This is a genomic window from Pseudoalteromonas sp. S1612 (assembly GCF_005887175.1).
GTDB classification, from domain to species: Bacteria; Pseudomonadota; Gammaproteobacteria; order Enterobacterales; family Alteromonadaceae; genus Pseudoalteromonas; species Pseudoalteromonas undina.
In genome coordinates, this window is sequence record NZ_PNDH01000002.1 from 149,309 (window position 1) to 165,190 (window position 15,882).

Consider the following 15,882-nt stretch of genomic DNA (forward strand, 5'->3'; position numbering starts at 1 on the left):
ATGGCTCGTCGTATTATGTTGGTTCCTATCTCTACAGGAGTAGGTTTAACCTCAGTATCAGTTGGTTTAGTAAGAGCGCTGGAACAAAAGACGGTTAAGGTTAACTTTTTCAAACCTATCGCCCAGCCGCGTGCAGGTGAAACTGGCCCTGAAAAATCGACCCAAATTGTCACTCAAGGCTCACCAATTAAGCCGCCAACACCGTTTGCACTCGATTACGCAGAGCAAATGATTGGTGATGGTAAAGGTGATGACTTATTAGAGGAAATTGTTGAGCGTTTTCAAAGTAAGATCAACGATGACGAAGTGGCCATAATAGAAGGAATGGTGCCTACTCGACGCCAACCTTATGCGGGGCGCATAAACCGTGAAATTGCACAAACCTTAGGGGCCGATATCGTATTTGTGCTTACCCCTGGGAATTACAGTATTACCCAGATTGAAGATCGCCTTGAAATTGCTGCTGGAAATTACGGTGGCATAGATCACCCTCGTGTGCTGGGTTGTATTTTCAATAAAGTAAATGCCCCTCTAGATGAAGAAGGTCGCGCTCGCGCTGATTTAGTCGATACTTACAAGCCAGAAGCGCTTGATAACGAGCTTAACCGCCTGGCCTCTTTACCTATTTTTAGAAAAAATCCTTTTATGTTACTTGGTGCCATTCCGTGGGATTTTGAGCTGGTAGCGCCGCGCGTTAAAGATTTAAGTGCCTATTTAAAAGCCACTATTATTAACGAAGGTGACATGGTACATCGTCGACTAAGACGCATTACTTTTTGCGCCCGCACGGTATCAAATATTCTAAATTATTTTACTCCAGGTGCGTTATTGGTCACCCCAGGTGATCGTTCAGATATATTGGTTGCAGCCTGCTTGTCTGCCATGAATGGTACTAAACTAGGCGCTATTTTGCTCACTGGTGGCTTTGAGCCTGAGCCGCGCATCATGGCGCTGTGCGAACAAGCCATGCAAACAGGGCTGCCTATTTTAGCAACCGAAGGCGACACTTGGCGCACCTCGTTATTACTGCATAACTTTAACCTAGAAGTGCCAAGCGATGATGAACAGCGCATTGAAAAGGTAAAAGATCATAACGCAGAGTATATTGATTCTGATTGGTTAGACACCTTAGCTAAAAGTGTAGGGAAAACCCGAAAACTATCTCCTCCTGCCTTTAGGTATTTATTAACTGAAAAAGCTCGAAAAGCCGAAAAAACAATTGTATTGCCTGAGGGTAACGAACCTAGAACCATTAAAGCAGCCGCTATTTGTGGCCAGCGGGGCATTGCTAAAACAATTTTATTAGGTGATCGTGATGAAATATTGCGTATAGCCGAGCAACAAGGCATTGAGCTTAACGAGCATGTAACTGTAATTGAGCCAAGCAGTATCATAAATGATTACGTAGCACCTATGGTGGAAATTCGTAAAAATAAAGGTCTTACCGAAGTAGTCGCCCAAGAGCAACTTCAAGATCACGTCGTACTTGGTACTATGATGCTAGAGCAAGGTAAAGTCGATGGCCTGGTATCGGGTGCGGTAAACACCACTGCCAATACCATTCGCCCACCGTTACAGTTAATTAAAACCGCGCCAGGTTCATCATTAGTGTCTTCTGTATTCTTTATGCTATTACCTGATCAGGTTTTGGTTTATGGTGATTGCGCTATTAATCCCGATCCTAATGCCGAACAACTAGCTGACATTGCAATTCAATCTGCCGACTCAGCAGCAGCATTTGGTATTGAACCTCGCGTAGCCATGATAAGTTACAGCACCGGTGACTCAGGCAGTGGGGCTGATGTAGAAAAAGTGCGAGCGGCAACTAAGCTTGCCCAGCAAAAGCGCCCAGATCTAATTATAGATGGACCACTGCAATATGATGCAGCGATTATGGAAAGTGTAGCGATTAAAAAAGCACCTAACAGCCCTGTTGCAGGTAAAGCAACGGTATTTATATTCCCTGATTTAAATACTGGCAACACCACCTATAAAGCGGTACAACGAAGCGCTGATTTGATCAGTATCGGTCCGATGCTGCAAGGGATGCGTAAACCAGTTAACGACTTAAGCCGTGGCGCATTAGTTGACGACATAGTGTATACCATTGCTTTAACTGCCATTCAAGCAGCGCAAGCTGAGGCACTTAATTAACCCCTTTAACTAACATGTCCTTTTTATAGCCTAGCCATTTTTTAATTACTTATTAATAGGTTAGGCTATTTATACCTTACAACCCCCAAGCTTATCCACAGAAATTGTGGACAATTATTTTTTAATTAATAAAAACTTTAACAACGGCTCAGTTTGGGCCTTTAACTTAGATTCAATACTCTATACTATAAAGCTATTATCTTGCTGCTAGGGATGGGTTTTATGTCAAAACAAACACTACAATTACACAGCACTGTTTTATCAATTCATAGTTTAGCGCTTGATGCCGACATCCCTCCTGCCCTGTTAAAGCAACCATTATTTTTTATTTCAAAAACGCACGATGAACTCTCGGTCGTTTGCCCTGATGACTTTATAATTGATAGCCAAGATACAGAATCGAATTGGCAAGCATTAGAAGTAATTGGCCCCTTAGGGTTTTCGTTAACCGGTATTATGGCAAATATTTCAGGAGTATTAGCAAGAGCTGGCGTGTCAATTTTTTCAATTTCAACCTATGACACCGACTATATCTTAGTAAAAAAGCAAACAGTCAACAAAGCGATGGCTGCTCTTAGAGCCGATGGCTACAATGTGGTAACTTAATTAATAATGAAATCTGAAGACGTTAGCTATTTAACTAAAAATAAAATTGGCCGAAGCGCGATACAAATAACTAGCCCATTCAGTGGCAAAGTTATGCAGATGGACGCGCATCCTGAAGCTTTTTTCCGCTTTGGAACTTTGGGGCCAGGGATTATTGTCAGCTTAACCAGCCATAAAGTGTTAGCGCCATTTAATGGCACTTTATTGCAAGTTAAAAGCGGCGGGTGCGAATTTATTCTAAAAGCTAAAAATGGCTTAAAAGTATTAATAAACTTAGCCGTACCCGATTCTCAAACTCTCACGCATACTCATATTGCTCAGCTTAATGGCAGCAAAATAACCAAAGGACAGCGCCTCGCTTACTTTGATTTGCGTGAACTCGATGCGCCTATTTTAGCCAGCCTTATCATACTCAATGGCCACGACTTAGGCACTTTTCATTATTCTCACCCGCAGGTCAATGCTGGTGTAGATACCTTATTAACTATTATCAAAAAGAAGTAGGTTTATGATCACTCTCTATGGCATTAGCAACTGCGACACTATTAAAAAAGCAAAAAAATACCTAAGCGATAATGACATCGCGTTCACTTTCCATGACTATCGTAAAGATGGCGTTAATCATAATATGGTTAGCGATTTTGCAGAGCATATTGACTGGGAACAACTTGTTAATAAACGTGGCACAACATACAGAGCCTTGCCTGATGAGCAAAAGCAAAGCTTAACTAAGCAAACTGCTATCGATATATTGGTTGAACAACCTGCAATGATTAAACGCCCTGTTCTTATTAATGATGGGCAATATCACTTAGGTTTTAAAGCAGCACAATACGATGAGATCTTTAAATAATGACCCATCCAGTAATTACCCTAGCCCAAGCTTTAATTCAGCGAGAGTCGGTTACACCTGAAGATGCAGGCTGCCAACACATGATGAATGAGCGTCTAAGTGCAATTGGCTTTGACATTGAATCACTCTTTTTTACTGACACGCTCAATACTTGGGCACGAAAAGGCACGCAATCACCACACTTTTGTTTTGCTGGTCATACCGATGTGGTGCCCACTGGGCCTGAAAAAAATTGGCAGCATCCGCCTTTTGCTGGTCTAATTGAAGACGGTTTATTACATGGGCGTGGCGCAGCCGACATGAAAGGCTCACTGGCAGCTATGGTTGTAGCCACAGAGCGCTTTGTATCTAAGCACCCAGATCATAAAGGCTCTATCTCGTTTTTAATTACCTCAGATGAAGAAGGCCCTTTTATCAACGGCACTACCCGCGTAATAGATACTTTAGAAGAGCGCGGTGAAAAAATTGATATGTGTCTTGTTGGTGAGCCTTCATCGCGCGATGTACTCGGTGATGTGGTTAAAAATGGTCGTCGTGGTTCTCTAACTGGTTTTTTAACTATCGCCGGTGTGCAAGGGCATGTGGCTTACCCACACTTAGCGCAAAACCCAATTCATTTAGCCACGCCAGCATTAACTGAATTAAGCCAAACTGTGTGGGATAAGGGTAACGACTTCTTTCCTGCCACCAGCTTTCAAATCTCGAACATTAATGGCGGCACAGGTGCCGGTAATGTGATACCCGGTGAGCTTGAAGTACAATTTAACTTTAGGTTTAGCACCGAAGTTACTCATCAGCAGCTGCAACAAAAAGTGAACGCGATTTTACAAAAACACAATTTGAATTACGAACTAAATTGGATTGTAAATGGCCTACCGTTTTTAACCGATCACGGTCCGTTAGTTGATGCTACCGTCGCTGCGATTAAATCAGTAACTGGCTTAACCACTAATTTAGAAACAACAGGTGGGACATCAGATGGCCGCTTTATTGCTCAAACCGGCGCTAAAGTGATCGAGCTGGGGCCACGTAACGCCACAATTCATAAAGTTGATGAGTGTGTTAGCACAGATGACCTGATCGCGCTGGCAGATATTTACGAGCAAATATTAGAACAACTGTTAACTTAATGACTGCAAATAAAGAACTCATACAATGCATCACCGGACAAAGTGATGCACACCTAGTCGCCATACAAAACCATTATTTGCATGCCAATATTGTCAACGACTTTGTTGCACTGCAATCAGCGGCTGCATCCGCTGGCTTTGATTTATGTATTGCATCAAGCTTTCGGGATTTTAATCGTCAATCGGCTATTTGGAATGCTAAATTTTCAAATAAGCGCGTGGTGTTAAATAAAGCGCAACAAGCCGTTGAACTAAATTCACTGAGTGATATTGAAAAATGTACCGCCATAATGCTGTACTCTGCACTGCCAGGGGCAAGTCGCCATCATTTAGGCACTGACTTAGATATTTTTGATAAACGCGCAGTGAGTAACGATTATGAGTTGCAACTAACCCCCGATGAATATCAGCATGGCGGACCTTTTGCCGAACTGAGTCAATGGCTAGACACCCACCTAGCAGAATTTGGATTTTATCGGCCTTATCAGCATGATTTAGGCGGTGTTGCCCCAGAACTTTGGCATATTAGCCACATTGCGCAATCAGAGCAGCTTATGAGGCACCTGTCAGTTGAGGTATTACATAACTGCATTAAAGAAAGTGATTTATTAGGTAAAGACGCTATTTTAACCCACTTACCTGCTTTATATGAACGCTTTGTGCTTAATGTGAGCCCACCTGCTAAGCGGTGTTAGTTTTTTTATTTAACGTAAAAACCAATACAGCCAGTAAAATGATACTGCTGGGGAGCATAAATTGCACAGTTAAGGTTTCTGATAAAAACACCGCTCCTGCAATAGCTGCCAAAACGGGCACGCATAACTGCACTATAGCTGCATGCGTGCTTTTTAATAAAGGCATAGCCACATACCAAATACTATAACCTACGCCTGATGCGATGGCACCTGAGGCTATTGCAAGTAACACCCCTTCCATACGAATATCTTTAAGCTGGCTCATACCCACCACTATTAAAACAGGTAGCACTAATAAGCTGCGAATAAAGTTATAAGTGGTGGCTCTAAGTGGTGATACACACGCTTTGCCTCTAATACTATAAATTCCCCATGCCACGCCGCTTATACTCATTAATATTGCCGCCATTAGCGGTGGCGCTGTTTGCGAAGGTAGCATTAGGTAAACAAAAGCCACAAACGCCACAATAAATGCAAGCCATTGCACAGCGGTTAAGCGCTCTTGCTTATAGATGCCCCAGCCGATCATGGTAAATTGCACCGCGGAGAATAAAATAAGCGCGCCCATACCGGTATCTAGCTCTATATAAGCTATAGAAAAACACAGCGCGTATATCAGCAAGCTCACACTGCTTCGCCAGCTTCCGATATCGTTAATAACGGTGCTACTTGATTGTGCTTTTTTATTTAATTGCTTTGTATAGAGCAGCATAATAATAGCCAAACACACTGCCCCGCTGAGAAGCCGTATAACAGTGAAATTCCACGCATCAATATAACCTTGAGCTAATGCTAAGCGACACAATAACGAATTGGCAGCAAAGGCAACTAACGCGATAATAGTAAACAGAGTGGCTTTCAAATAAATTCCTAACGTATTGATAAATATGTACCGTATTTATATACGGATTAAATTAGCGTCCATTGTTGTAAACGTTAATATGGTTATTTTTTAATGATAAAGCTTTAATGTTTATACACTACGCTTTTTTACAATCTTTCACACCTACATTTATAAGCCATGTGTTAACCTTATAAAATAGATAAAAGGAGTGCGTGTGCGTCACATTTTAATTTTCAGTTTTTGCTTTATTGTAAGTGGTTGTAGCACTATTGGCTTTAACGACTTGTTTAATGATTATGCCACAAACACCACCCCTGTTAGGCAAGCTATTAGCAATAATAATATTGAAAATGCACGCACCCTTATAAAAACCAACAGTAAAGCCCACAGTAATTATTTACTGAACCAATTAGAGCAAGGGCGTATTGCTAATTTAGCTAATAATCCAGATAGTGCGCAAACATATTTTGAAACTGTCTACCAACAGATGCAAGCAAAGCGCCAAGCAGCCAAAATACAAGTAAGTGCAGGGCTTGAACAAAGTAATGCGCTGTTAACTAACGATTCAGCAATAGGTTATATCCCACCAGCCTACGAAATGAGTATGTTGCATAGCTACAAAGCACTTAATTATGTTTATAAACGCAATATTGAGAGCGCGTTAGTTGAAATACGCCGTGCCAATAAAGTACAAGTTGATGCACTACTCGATAATCAAAGCGAGTTTAATAATGCCGTTGCTCAAGCACAGCAACACTACCCAGGCATGGATAATTTAACTCGCTCGGTAAAAAATGGCTTTCAAAATGCGTACACGTTTTACTTATCAGGGTTGTTATATGAAACGGCAAAGCAAGGCAATGATGCCTACATAGACTATAAAAAAGCACTCGAAATACAACCTAATAATCAGTACTTACAGCAAGATATATTGCGCCTTGCTAAGCAGCAAGGCTTTGCGGATGACTACAAACAATTTAAGCGACAGTTTGGTGAAGTAAACACCATAGATAAAAATCAAGGCGAAGTGGTTATATTATTTGAACAAGGCCTAATACCAAAACAGCACGAGTTTAAATTACGATTGCCTATTTATACTTCGCAGGGGGATGCCCGCTTTTATAGCTTAGCAATGCCCGTTTATATAAATAACGCTTACAGCAGCGCCGTGAATAATATAAAAGTTAATAACCAAGTATTAGCATTAAGTCCGTTAGTGCATTTAGAGGCACTGGCCGCTAAAACGTTAGAGCAGCAAGTAGCTGGGCGTGTTTCAAGGCAAATATTACGTCTTGTCGCTAAAGAAAAAATGCGTGCAGAGCTTGCGCGCAGTGCCGGTGATATGGGGAACATTTTGGCAAATTTGTATAATCTTGCATCTGAGCAAGCAGATACACGTAGTTGGCTTACCCTGCCTAATCAGATCAGCCTTGCCCGCAGCGCAGTAAAAGCAGGCGAACATACTCTAAACGTTGGCTCGCAACCGCCAATAAATTTTACCGTTAGTAAGCAAGGGTTAACGTTAATCTACCTAACCTCTGTTAATAACTATTTTAACTCCCATGTAGTGCAACTTTAGGAGCCATCATGAAATACATACTTCCCGTTATTGCGTTAATTATGCTCAGCGCGTGTAGCAGCCGACCTGTAACCTCAGGTATTGGGGTTGAGCAAACTGCCAACGCTTACAAAGAGCAGCTCAATGTTAATAATCCACAATTAGCTAAAAAGCTTTTAATAAGTGATGTAAAAACGCGTCAAACAAATAACCTTACCGACGTGGTAGTTACTTTAGCGAGTACCTATAAAAAATCGCAATACTTACAGTATCAATTTAACTGGTTTGATAAAGATGGCTTTGTTATTAAAGGCAACCACTCACCGTGGCAAGCCCTAACATTATTTGGCTTTGCTAAAACTCAGCTTGCAGGACTAGCACCTAGCTCTAATGCCGTTACCTTCTCATTAGCTGTAAGAGAAGTTTCAACCGACGCACAAGAATTTAAAGATTAAAGGAAATCATGATGATCAATAAACAATTTAAATCACTGTCTAGTTATGCAATTTTAGGCTTAGCGGCACTGACACTTGCAGGCTGTGCCAACAAAGCTGTTGTCAGCTATGGTGATGCCCAAGCCGTAGAAACCACAGATATAAACTTTGGCTCTACTGACTTACAAAAAGTTGCCTCGCAAATGACCGACTCTCTGCTTAGTTCGCCTGTGGTTGGTACTATGACCGCCAATACACGCCCTGTGGTATTTGTAGAGCGTATTAAAAATAAAACCAGTGAACACATAGATACAGAATCAATCACCGACTCAATCTCTACTCAATTACTGCGTAGCGGCAAATTTAGATTTGTTGATATGACCCGTGTAGAGGCGGTTCGTGAGCAAATTACATTTCAAAACGAAGACGCCTTAGTCAACCCAAGTACTGCGGTGGCTTTTGGTAAGCAAATTGGTGCGCAATATATGCTGTACGGTAACCTATCAAGCATTGTTAAATCTAATGCAGATAAAGCCGATGTGTACTACAAATTTACAATGCGTTTAATGGATATGCAAAGCGGTCTTGTTGAATGGGCTGACGAAACTGAAATTCGTAAGACGCGTGAAAAATCAACGTTTGGTTGGTAATAACAGGAGCGAATTATGAAAACGCTTAGCTTAATTTTATGCGCTTTATTAGTAGTAAGTGCCCCAACGTTTGCCAAGTACGAACGAAATAAAGCCGTTCCTGTACAGCAAGTACTATTTGGTAAAGTAAAGTCGGTGCGCACTATTACTGAGCAACAACTAGTACAAGACAAAAGTAACGGCTGGAAAACCTTTGGCGGTGCCTTACTAGGCGGTGTTATTGGTAACCAGTTTGGCGGCGGCAGTGGTCGTACTGTAGCGACTATTTTAGGATCGGTGATTGGTGGTAACGTTGCTCATAATCAGCAGCAAACACAGCGCTATGAAAACACACAGCTCGTTGAATTACTGATACAAGTAGAAAGTGGTGAGCAATTTATGGTGGTACAAGACAACGATCCCGCTATGCGTTTTCACCAAGGGGATAATGTCCGCCTGATCTACTTAACCAATAACACGGTGCGAGTAGATAGCGCGTATTAATATTCTTTTGACGGCATAATTGAAAAAAACCTAACTTAGGTAACTAAGTTAGGTTTTTTTAAAAGCTAATTACGCTTATTTTTAAGCTGGTTCTTTTGCCCAAAGCTGCTCATTTTCATGCATTTCATATAAGCCATGAGCACGGTTTATAAGTAAGTTTGCAAAGTCGGCTTGTGTTTTATCTCGTGCACCCGCTGTAATAATTTGGTCGGCTTTTAACTGCCACTGCAATGAAAAATAACGCATGGCATCACGTGCATCTTTTGCTGCAGACGCTTCAGCGTGATCAGTTGGTAAACGACCGGTGATCACCCAGTAGCTTTTACCGTTTTGCGCTTTAAATTTCCAAAGCGCGCATAAAGGCGCTAAAAAACGGCTTTCTTTTTCAAGCAAGGTTTTAGGCATAATGCCTTTTTCAGCTAAATGTTTTTGCGCATTTTGAAAACATTCGCGCTGCCATTGAATTTCTTGTTGCTGAAGTTCAGCTTGCTGCTCTGGTGTTAATGGTTTTTGTTCTTGTTGCTGCATTTTAATAACCTTTTTACTTCTTTGTTTACACTTTAAGGGCATAACAAATAAGGCGCAAGCATAAATAGCGTGCTTAACACCTTATTCGCAGCTGTTTGCTGGGTTTTTAAGCAAAGTACACTTACTTTATGTTGTGATCAAACGAACCCACAGCACCTGGGAATACCACTGGCGACTCAATACCCTGTTTATTCACGCTAGCAACTCCAAAATAGTAATTATCAATAACCACATTTTTTAGGGTAAATTCACTGGCCTTATCAACCCATTGACTGTATTGCCATTGTGGTTCACTAGTATAGCGCCAGTATATACGATAGCCTGCTACATTTTTATCCTCTGTTGGCTGCCAAGAAAGTGTGGTACTGGCGCGTACGGCACCACTAATTTTCACCTCTTTTGGTGGCGCAGGAGCCCACGCCATTGACGCAAGGCTTACCGCATTTAATGAGGTTAGTTTTGCGGCGTAATCAAAATCCACCCCATCAATAGTATCACCGTATACGACCCCATTTTCGGTGCGCAGATCTTGATGTTGGCGATCATAATGCTCGTTGGTTTCCATAATGCGCACAGCCGCAAAACCCGCATCATTAAACGGACGATGGTGCCCGCCTCGTGCAAAACGGTCGAGCCTATATACCAGCATGGTATCTAAGTTCTCAATGTATTTATCAGCAATGGTGTCTATGTAACGCGCTAGATTACGGCTCGCTGAGTCAACTTCGCCGCCGGTAAAACGACGCGTACGGGCTTGTTCCTTAGTTTCAACTACACGCGTACCTTCAGAAAAAATACGTGCAGTGGTGTTATCGGTTACGCCATTAATGCCGGTAATGTTACCAATCATGTCGTTATTTAAAACACCATGAACTTGCCAATTATTTTTTTGTGCGTAAGCAGTTAAAATTTTACCGCCAAATAAACCTTGCTCTTCACCTGAGAGTGCTGCATATACCACTGAGCCATTAAATGTATATTGCGATAACACCCGAGCCGCTTCAATCACACCGGCAACCCCTGATGCATTATCGTTTGCCCCAGGTGAATCGCTAGTAAAATCCATAACATCACTAACGCGTGAGTCTATATCTCCCGACATCATCACCATACGATTAGGATCGGTGTTACCGCGCTGAATCGCAATTATGTTAACCACTTCCACAGGGTCAGGAATGCGCTTTTCACCCGAGATGGTTTGTTTTACTTCTAGTATCTCTAAACAGCCACCACACTGTGCCGAAATTGCTTCAAATTCTTTTTTTATCCAGCGTCTTGCCGCGCCAATACCACGGGTATCCGATTTAGTTTCAGATAAAGTATGGCGGGTACCAAAATCCACTAACGTTTGAATATCATCTCCAATACGCTGCGCTGAAATTTGATCTGCAATATTGTGCAATGATGCTTGTTGTGTGGTTTGTGCCGCCACACTATAAAATGACGCGCTACAAACAGATGCAACCGCACTATACTTAATAATCCGAGTAACTAACTTTAAAGGTGAAATTGACATAGCAGTTTAATCCTTATTGTTGATGTTTTTAAAATGACAGCTCTGCAGGTATACAGCAATGCATTTGAGATAGACGTTAAAAACCTCAGGTTAAATTACATTTAATTAACACGCTTAGTTTAGCTATCGTTTGCTCGGTTTCTAGTTTAATAAAAATAATCACTTATGCTGTTTTGTACGTATATTAAAAGATAATCAGCTATCATTTTATATACCCTGTTTAAAAATAATAAGGTGCTGTAAAAATATGAAGAAACACGAAGAATTACCTGAGGATCATGTTGACCCGCTTATGCAGTATTTACATCATGCGATTCGCTTTGCTATTAAAATATTAGCGGTGCTCATGGTGCTAGTTATTTTTTGGAGTATTGCTGATGTAGTATATGTTTTATATATGCGATTGAGCTCTCCCCCTTATTTTTTATTAAACATTGAAGACATTCTGCAAACCTTTGGTGCTTTTATGGTGGTGCTTATTGCGGTAGAAATATTTACCAATATTCGTTTATATTTAGGCTCCAGTTCACTGCCGGTTGAGCTGGTCATTGCCACCGCACTAATGGCTGTGGCGCGTAAAATTATTGTTTTAGATTTAAAATTAGTGACCTCAGAGCAAATTATTGGCCTTGCATTAGTGACTTTAGCCTTAGGTATATCTTACTGGCTGGTAAAAAATAAAACCGGTCATACAAAACTGTAAATCGTTAACTTAACTTAAGATAACAGCTAAATACCTCATTCCCACTGCGCCTTTGTGCTTTACAATGGTATAGTGGGATACCTCTATAAATACTTAATAAGCTTCTAATATGTATCGATTATTTGAACGGATGACTAAACCGTTTCCGGAGCGTTCTCCGTCTCAGCCTCCTAATACCTTATTTGCATTTTGCCGCCATTACACAAAAGGTATGGAACTGTCGTTAGTCCTTATGTCGCTCAGTGCCGCATTATTAGCTATTTTAGAAGTGTCTTTATTTAGTTACATGGGACAACTGGTTGACTGGCTCGGCGAGTACACCCCTAACGAGCTATTTTCACAGCAACAATCCGAATTAATAAAGATGGGGTTAATGCTCTTGGTCGTGATGCCCATGGTAGTCTTTTTCAGGTCGGCTATTTTACACCAAGCACTGTTGGGCAACTATCCGATGTCGATACGTTGGTTAGCGCACCGTTATTTATTACGCCAAAGTGTTAGCTTTTATCAAAATGAATTTGCCGGAAGAATAGCTACTAAAGTGCTGCAAACCTCATTGGCAGTGCGTGAGTCAGTCACTAAATTACTTGATGTATTAATGTATATTGCCGTTTATTTTGGCTCAATGGTGTTTTTAGTAGCCGCCTCAGATTGGCGCTTAATGCTGCCATTATTAGTGTGGTTAGCATTATATATTTGCGTGCAAATTTACTTTGTACCACGGTTAAAAAGCATTGCTAGCTCACAAGCTGATGCACGCTCAGAAATGACCGGCCGTATTGTTGACAGCTACACCAATATTTCAACCATTAAGCTGTTTTCTTACACCCAACGCGAAGAGCAATATGCTAAACAAAGCATGGATGTATTTTTACAGCCTGTATATAAACAAATGCGTTTGGTAACCAGCCTTAACGTGGTTATTCAAAGCTTGAACTATTTACTGGTATTTTCGGTGGCAGCGGTGTCTTTGTATTTATGGTCGTTAAGTGCCATTAGTGCGGGGGCTATTGCAGTAGCATTGAGTTTGTCGTTAAGGCTTAATGGTATGGCCCAATGGATCATGTGGGAAATTAGCAGCTTATTTGAAAACATTGGTACCGTAGCCGATGGCATGCGCACCCTTTCAAACCCGATTGCGGTTGATGACAAGCCAAAAGCCGATAGTTTAAAAGTAACTCAAGGTTCAATCGACTTTAACAATGTACACTTTAATTATGGTAAAGCCGCTAATGAAAATAACCGAGGTCCAGTAATTAACGGTTTAAACTTAAATATTAAACCGGGCGAAAAAATTGGCTTAGTGGGTCGCTCTGGCGCGGGTAAATCCACATTAGTTAACTTGTTGCTACGTTTTTACGATACAGACAAAGGCTGTATTAGTATTGATGGCCAAAATATAACTGATGTAAGCCAAGAAAGCCTTCGCCGCTATATCGCTATGGTTACCCAAGACACCTCACTACTTCACCGCTCAGTAAAAGATAACATCTTATACGGCAGACCCGATGCCACAGAAGCGGAAATGCTCGATGCGACCAAACAAGCCAAAGCGCTCGATTTTATAAACGATTTAGAAGACAGCAAAGGCAATAAAGGCTTTGAGGCACAAGTGGGCGAACGAGGAGTAACCCTCTCGGGCGGGCAACGCCAGCGGATTGCTATTGCTCGGGTGTTACTTAAAAACGCGCCTATTCTTATACTTGATGAAGCCACCAGCGCTTTAGACTCAGAGGTAGAAGCAGCTATTCAAGCAAGCTTAGATGATTTAATGACAGGCAAAACGGTTATTGCTATTGCACACCGATTATCAACCATTGCACAAATGGACAGGCTTATTGTGCTTGATGAAGGTGGTGTTGTAGAGCAAGGCAGTCACGATGAATTAATTGCCCAAGGCGGCATTTACGCTGCACTGTGGGCACATCAAACTGGCGGCTTTATTGGTATTGAATAAAAAAACCATCTCAGAGTAGGTCATCATTTGGCCTGCTCTTGTTTACTAAAATTTAACTTTATTATTAATTTTAAATGCTATTTATAGCCTTTTAGTCGAATTTTATAGCCCACCTATTGCCTCACTGTTTTTATAATGTCACATTCGCGACTGATTTTTTATCATTCATCAGGCAATTCACCATGTCTTTATTAAGCAAACATAAATACACCCTTTATGGAGTGCTCGCTATTTTACTTTGGAGCAGTTTAACTGCCTTTATTCGTGATTTATCAGAATTATTTAGCCCAATTGGCGGTGCCGCTTTAATTTATAGCGTCAGTGCGATTTTTTTAATGTTAGTCATGGGTGTACCAAAGCTAAGCAATTATCCAAAACGCTATTTAGTCTTTGGTGGCAGCTTATTTGTTATTTACGAAATATGTTTAGCTTTATCCCTCGGCTTTGCAAATAGTCGCCAGCAAGCGTTGGAAATGGCGATTATTAACTACCTTTGGCCAGCGTTAACCATTTTATTATCGATTATTGTTAACCGTACTAAAGTAAGCGTATTAGTATACCCGAGCTTATTGATTGCGTTTTTAGGCGTTGCATGGTGCATTGCAGGTAATAGTGGTTTATCTGTAGGAGTATTAACCGCTAATATTAGTGACAATCCATTACCCTACTCCATGGCGTTCGCAGCGGCGTTTATTTGGGCTATATATTGCAGTGTAACGGTTAAACTTAGCGAGGGTAAAAATGCCATTAGTGTATTTTTTGCAGCCACGGCAATCTCTTTGTGGATAAGTTACGGATTGAGTAATGAACCCAGCTTTGAGTTCAGCCTAGATTCTAGCTTTACCTTAATATTGGCAGGCGTGGTTATTGGTGGAGGTTACGCACTGTGGAACCAAGCAATAATTGGCGGTAACCTAGTGTTGTTAGGCACCTTGTCTTACTTTATCCCTGTGTTATCAACACTATTTGCTGCTATTTACTTATCAGTATCGCTCACCAGCGCATTCTGGCAAGGCGTTGTGTTAGTGACATTAGGCTCATTAATGTGTTTTATTGTGACCCGAAAAACAAAGCCAGCCCGATAAAATATGTAAGCGAAAAGCTAGAGGCTGTCTGCTTTTCGCTTTAATCATTTACTTAACTAGCTAATCGCAGCCCTAACAGCACTAACATCACAATGTTTGCTATTACACTGATTAAAAAGAAGTAACTACGCGGGCTGGGGTTTTTCTCGGTGGCAATTGCGTAATACAGTGCCATATGAATTAAACGTGCAATCACATATACCCAAATACATATTGCAAATACCGAGCTGTGATAATTCATCACAAAAGCAAATAAAACCGTTCCTATAAACAACGCGCTGTTTTCTAGGGTGTTATGAAAAGTACGATGCGCCCTAAATATAAAACTCTCATGAGATAGCTCTTTATCTATTTTTCCTGGCACTGCACCGGGTTGTTTAGCCTTACTAAACGTCGCCACGGCCCACTGAACTAACATCATAATTAAGTATAAATAAAATGCTACAAACGCAGAATGTGCAATATCGGTCATTGTTTTTTCCTTTATGTTGTTATTAGAGTAATAGTTACAGCAACTATTAAGCCAAATTTAAACCACTGATATGTATATAAATTATTTTATAAAATATACATTTTTTGTAATAGATTCCTGCTTTATATAAAAATTACGGTGTTTATGTAATGTATATCAAACCGCAAGCCAACATTAATACTAATTACGTATTTTATAAATTTAACTTGAGCAT

Annotated in this window: 17 protein-coding genes; 13 read left to right on the plus strand and 4 right to left on the minus strand. The window is 40.9% G+C overall.

From position 1 onward, the window contains the following. The 6 genes from pta (at position 1) to CWB78_RS00960 (ending at position 5,438) form a co-directional block, all read left to right on the plus strand. Positions 1-2,154, plus strand: a complete 2,154-nt coding sequence (gene pta / locus CWB78_RS00935) for a phosphate acetyltransferase (RefSeq protein ID WP_054200797.1) — start codon at positions 1-3, stop codon at positions 2,152-2,154. A gap of 222 nt (positions 2,155-2,376) precedes the next feature. Next, positions 2,377-2,760 (plus strand): ACT domain-containing protein, encoded by a 384-nt coding sequence (locus CWB78_RS00940; RefSeq protein WP_010389757.1) that lies wholly within the window; start codon positions 2,377-2,379, stop codon positions 2,758-2,760. Between the two features lie 6 nt (positions 2,761-2,766). Next, positions 2,767-3,264 carry a PTS glucose transporter subunit IIA gene (locus CWB78_RS00945; RefSeq protein ID WP_008110014.1) on the plus strand — a complete coding sequence of 166 codons (498 nt, stop codon included), beginning with the start codon at positions 2,767-2,769 and terminating at the stop codon, positions 3,262-3,264. A 4-nt stretch (positions 3,265-3,268) separates the two neighbouring features. Further along, positions 3,269-3,613, plus strand: coding sequence for an ArsC family reductase (locus CWB78_RS00950; RefSeq protein WP_138593938.1), 345 nt, complete (start codon positions 3,269-3,271; stop codon positions 3,611-3,613). Then, positions 3,613-4,743, plus strand: coding sequence for a succinyl-diaminopimelate desuccinylase (dapE, locus tag CWB78_RS00955; protein WP_138593939.1), 1,131 nt, complete (start codon positions 3,613-3,615; stop codon positions 4,741-4,743). Before CWB78_RS00950 ends, dapE begins: the two co-directional genes overlap by 1 nt. Beyond that, positions 4,743-5,438: a M15 family metallopeptidase gene (locus tag CWB78_RS00960; protein ID WP_138593940.1), complete on the plus strand. Its 696-nt coding sequence runs from the start codon at positions 4,743-4,745 to the stop codon at positions 5,436-5,438. Before dapE ends, CWB78_RS00960 begins: the two co-directional genes overlap by 1 nt. On the opposite strand, the gene CWB78_RS00965 is transcribed toward CWB78_RS00960, so the two are convergent. Continuing rightward, entirely contained in the window at positions 5,425-6,300 is an 876-nt protein-coding gene (locus CWB78_RS00965; protein ID WP_138593941.1) for a DMT family transporter, read from the minus strand. The two genes, CWB78_RS00960 and CWB78_RS00965, sit on opposite strands and share 14 nt — an antisense overlap. Before the next feature lie 196 nt (positions 6,301-6,496). On the opposite strand from CWB78_RS00965, the gene CWB78_RS00970 reads away from it, so the two are divergent. From CWB78_RS00970 to CWB78_RS00985, 4 genes are read left to right on the plus strand one after another with little or no spacing between them, the layout of a single operon-like run. Beyond that, on the plus strand, positions 6,497-7,861 hold the full coding sequence (locus tag CWB78_RS00970) for a COG3014 family protein (protein WP_138593942.1): 1,365 nt from the start codon (positions 6,497-6,499) through the stop codon (positions 7,859-7,861). A gap of 8 nt (positions 7,862-7,869) precedes the next feature. After that, a complete protein-coding gene (locus tag CWB78_RS00975; RefSeq protein WP_010389749.1) occupies positions 7,870-8,295 on the plus strand; it encodes a YcfL family putative periplasmic lipoprotein in 426 nt (141 codons plus the stop codon). A gap of 11 nt (positions 8,296-8,306) precedes the next feature. Next, entirely contained in the window at positions 8,307-8,924 is a 618-nt protein-coding gene (gene lpoB / locus CWB78_RS00980) for a penicillin-binding protein activator LpoB (RefSeq protein WP_010389748.1), read from the plus strand. A gap of 15 nt (positions 8,925-8,939) precedes the next feature. Next, positions 8,940-9,407: an outer membrane lipoprotein gene (locus tag CWB78_RS00985; RefSeq protein ID WP_010389747.1), complete on the plus strand. Its 468-nt coding sequence runs from the start codon at positions 8,940-8,942 to the stop codon at positions 9,405-9,407. Between the two features lie 81 nt (positions 9,408-9,488). Here the strand turns inward: CWB78_RS00985 and CWB78_RS00990 are convergent, their stop codons facing one another. Together CWB78_RS00990 and CWB78_RS00995 are read right to left on the minus strand one after the other, a co-directional pair. Further along, the gene (locus CWB78_RS00990; protein WP_008110031.1) at positions 9,489-9,935 is read right to left on the minus strand and encodes a DUF4826 family protein; all 447 of its coding nucleotides are present in this window, start codon (positions 9,933-9,935) and stop codon (positions 9,489-9,491) included. A 121-nt stretch (positions 9,936-10,056) separates the two neighbouring features. Next, positions 10,057-11,451 carry a M28 family peptidase gene (locus tag CWB78_RS00995; RefSeq protein ID WP_138593943.1) on the minus strand — a complete coding sequence of 465 codons (1,395 nt, stop codon included), beginning with the start codon at positions 11,449-11,451 and terminating at the stop codon, positions 10,057-10,059. 247 nt (positions 11,452-11,698) lie between these two features. Here CWB78_RS00995 and CWB78_RS01000 point away from each other — a divergent pair, with 247 nt between their 5' ends. The 3 genes from CWB78_RS01000 (at position 11,699) to yddG (ending at position 15,196) form a co-directional block, all read left to right on the plus strand. After that, a complete protein-coding gene (locus CWB78_RS01000) occupies positions 11,699-12,154 on the plus strand; it encodes a phosphate-starvation-inducible PsiE family protein (RefSeq protein ID WP_008110035.1) in 456 nt (151 codons plus the stop codon). Between the two features lie 109 nt (positions 12,155-12,263). Further along, the gene (locus tag CWB78_RS01005) at positions 12,264-14,111 is read left to right on the plus strand and encodes an ABC transporter ATP-binding protein (RefSeq protein ID WP_008110037.1); all 1,848 of its coding nucleotides are present in this window, start codon (positions 12,264-12,266) and stop codon (positions 14,109-14,111) included. A 182-nt stretch (positions 14,112-14,293) separates the two neighbouring features. Further along, positions 14,294-15,196: an aromatic amino acid DMT transporter YddG gene (yddG, locus tag CWB78_RS01010; protein ID WP_138593944.1), complete on the plus strand. Its 903-nt coding sequence runs from the start codon at positions 14,294-14,296 to the stop codon at positions 15,194-15,196. A gap of 52 nt (positions 15,197-15,248) precedes the next feature. On the opposite strand, the gene CWB78_RS01015 is transcribed toward yddG, so the two are convergent. Beyond that, positions 15,249-15,668 carry an MAPEG family protein gene (locus CWB78_RS01015; protein ID WP_010389742.1) on the minus strand — a complete coding sequence of 140 codons (420 nt, stop codon included), beginning with the start codon at positions 15,666-15,668 and terminating at the stop codon, positions 15,249-15,251. Between the last annotated feature and the right edge of the window lie 214 nt (positions 15,669-15,882).

Bases quoted from the DNA above. Each gene is read 5' to 3' on its own strand.
- CWB78_RS00960 (WP_138593940.1), top strand. From the start codon at position 4,743: ATGACTGCAAATAAAGAACTCATACAATGCATCACCGGACAAAGTGAT.
- CWB78_RS00995 (WP_138593943.1), bottom strand. From the start codon at position 11,451: ATGTCAATTTCACCTTTAAAGTTAGTTACTCGGATTATTAAGTATAGT.
- lpoB (WP_010389748.1), top strand. From the start codon at position 8,307: ATGATCAATAAACAATTTAAATCACTGTCTAGTTATGCAATTTTAGGC.
- CWB78_RS01015 (WP_010389742.1), bottom strand. From the start codon at position 15,668: ATGACCGATATTGCACATTCTGCGTTTGTAGCATTTTATTTATACTTA.
- yddG (WP_138593944.1), top strand. From the start codon at position 14,294: ATGTCTTTATTAAGCAAACATAAATACACCCTTTATGGAGTGCTCGCT.
- pta (WP_054200797.1), top strand. From the start codon at position 1: ATGGCTCGTCGTATTATGTTGGTTCCTATCTCTACAGGAGTAGGTTTA.
- CWB78_RS00975 (WP_010389749.1), top strand. From the start codon at position 7,870: ATGAAATACATACTTCCCGTTATTGCGTTAATTATGCTCAGCGCGTGT.
- CWB78_RS00950 (WP_138593938.1), top strand. From the start codon at position 3,269: ATGATCACTCTCTATGGCATTAGCAACTGCGACACTATTAAAAAAGCA.
- CWB78_RS00985 (WP_010389747.1), top strand. From the start codon at position 8,940: ATGAAAACGCTTAGCTTAATTTTATGCGCTTTATTAGTAGTAAGTGCC.
- CWB78_RS01005 (WP_008110037.1), top strand. From the start codon at position 12,264: ATGTATCGATTATTTGAACGGATGACTAAACCGTTTCCGGAGCGTTCT.
- CWB78_RS00945 (WP_008110014.1), top strand. From the start codon at position 2,767: ATGAAATCTGAAGACGTTAGCTATTTAACTAAAAATAAAATTGGCCGA.
- dapE (WP_138593939.1), top strand. From the start codon at position 3,613: ATGACCCATCCAGTAATTACCCTAGCCCAAGCTTTAATTCAGCGAGAG.
- CWB78_RS01000 (WP_008110035.1), top strand. From the start codon at position 11,699: ATGAAGAAACACGAAGAATTACCTGAGGATCATGTTGACCCGCTTATG.
- CWB78_RS00990 (WP_008110031.1), bottom strand. From the start codon at position 9,935: ATGCAGCAACAAGAACAAAAACCATTAACACCAGAGCAGCAAGCTGAA.
- CWB78_RS00940 (WP_010389757.1), top strand. From the start codon at position 2,377: ATGTCAAAACAAACACTACAATTACACAGCACTGTTTTATCAATTCAT.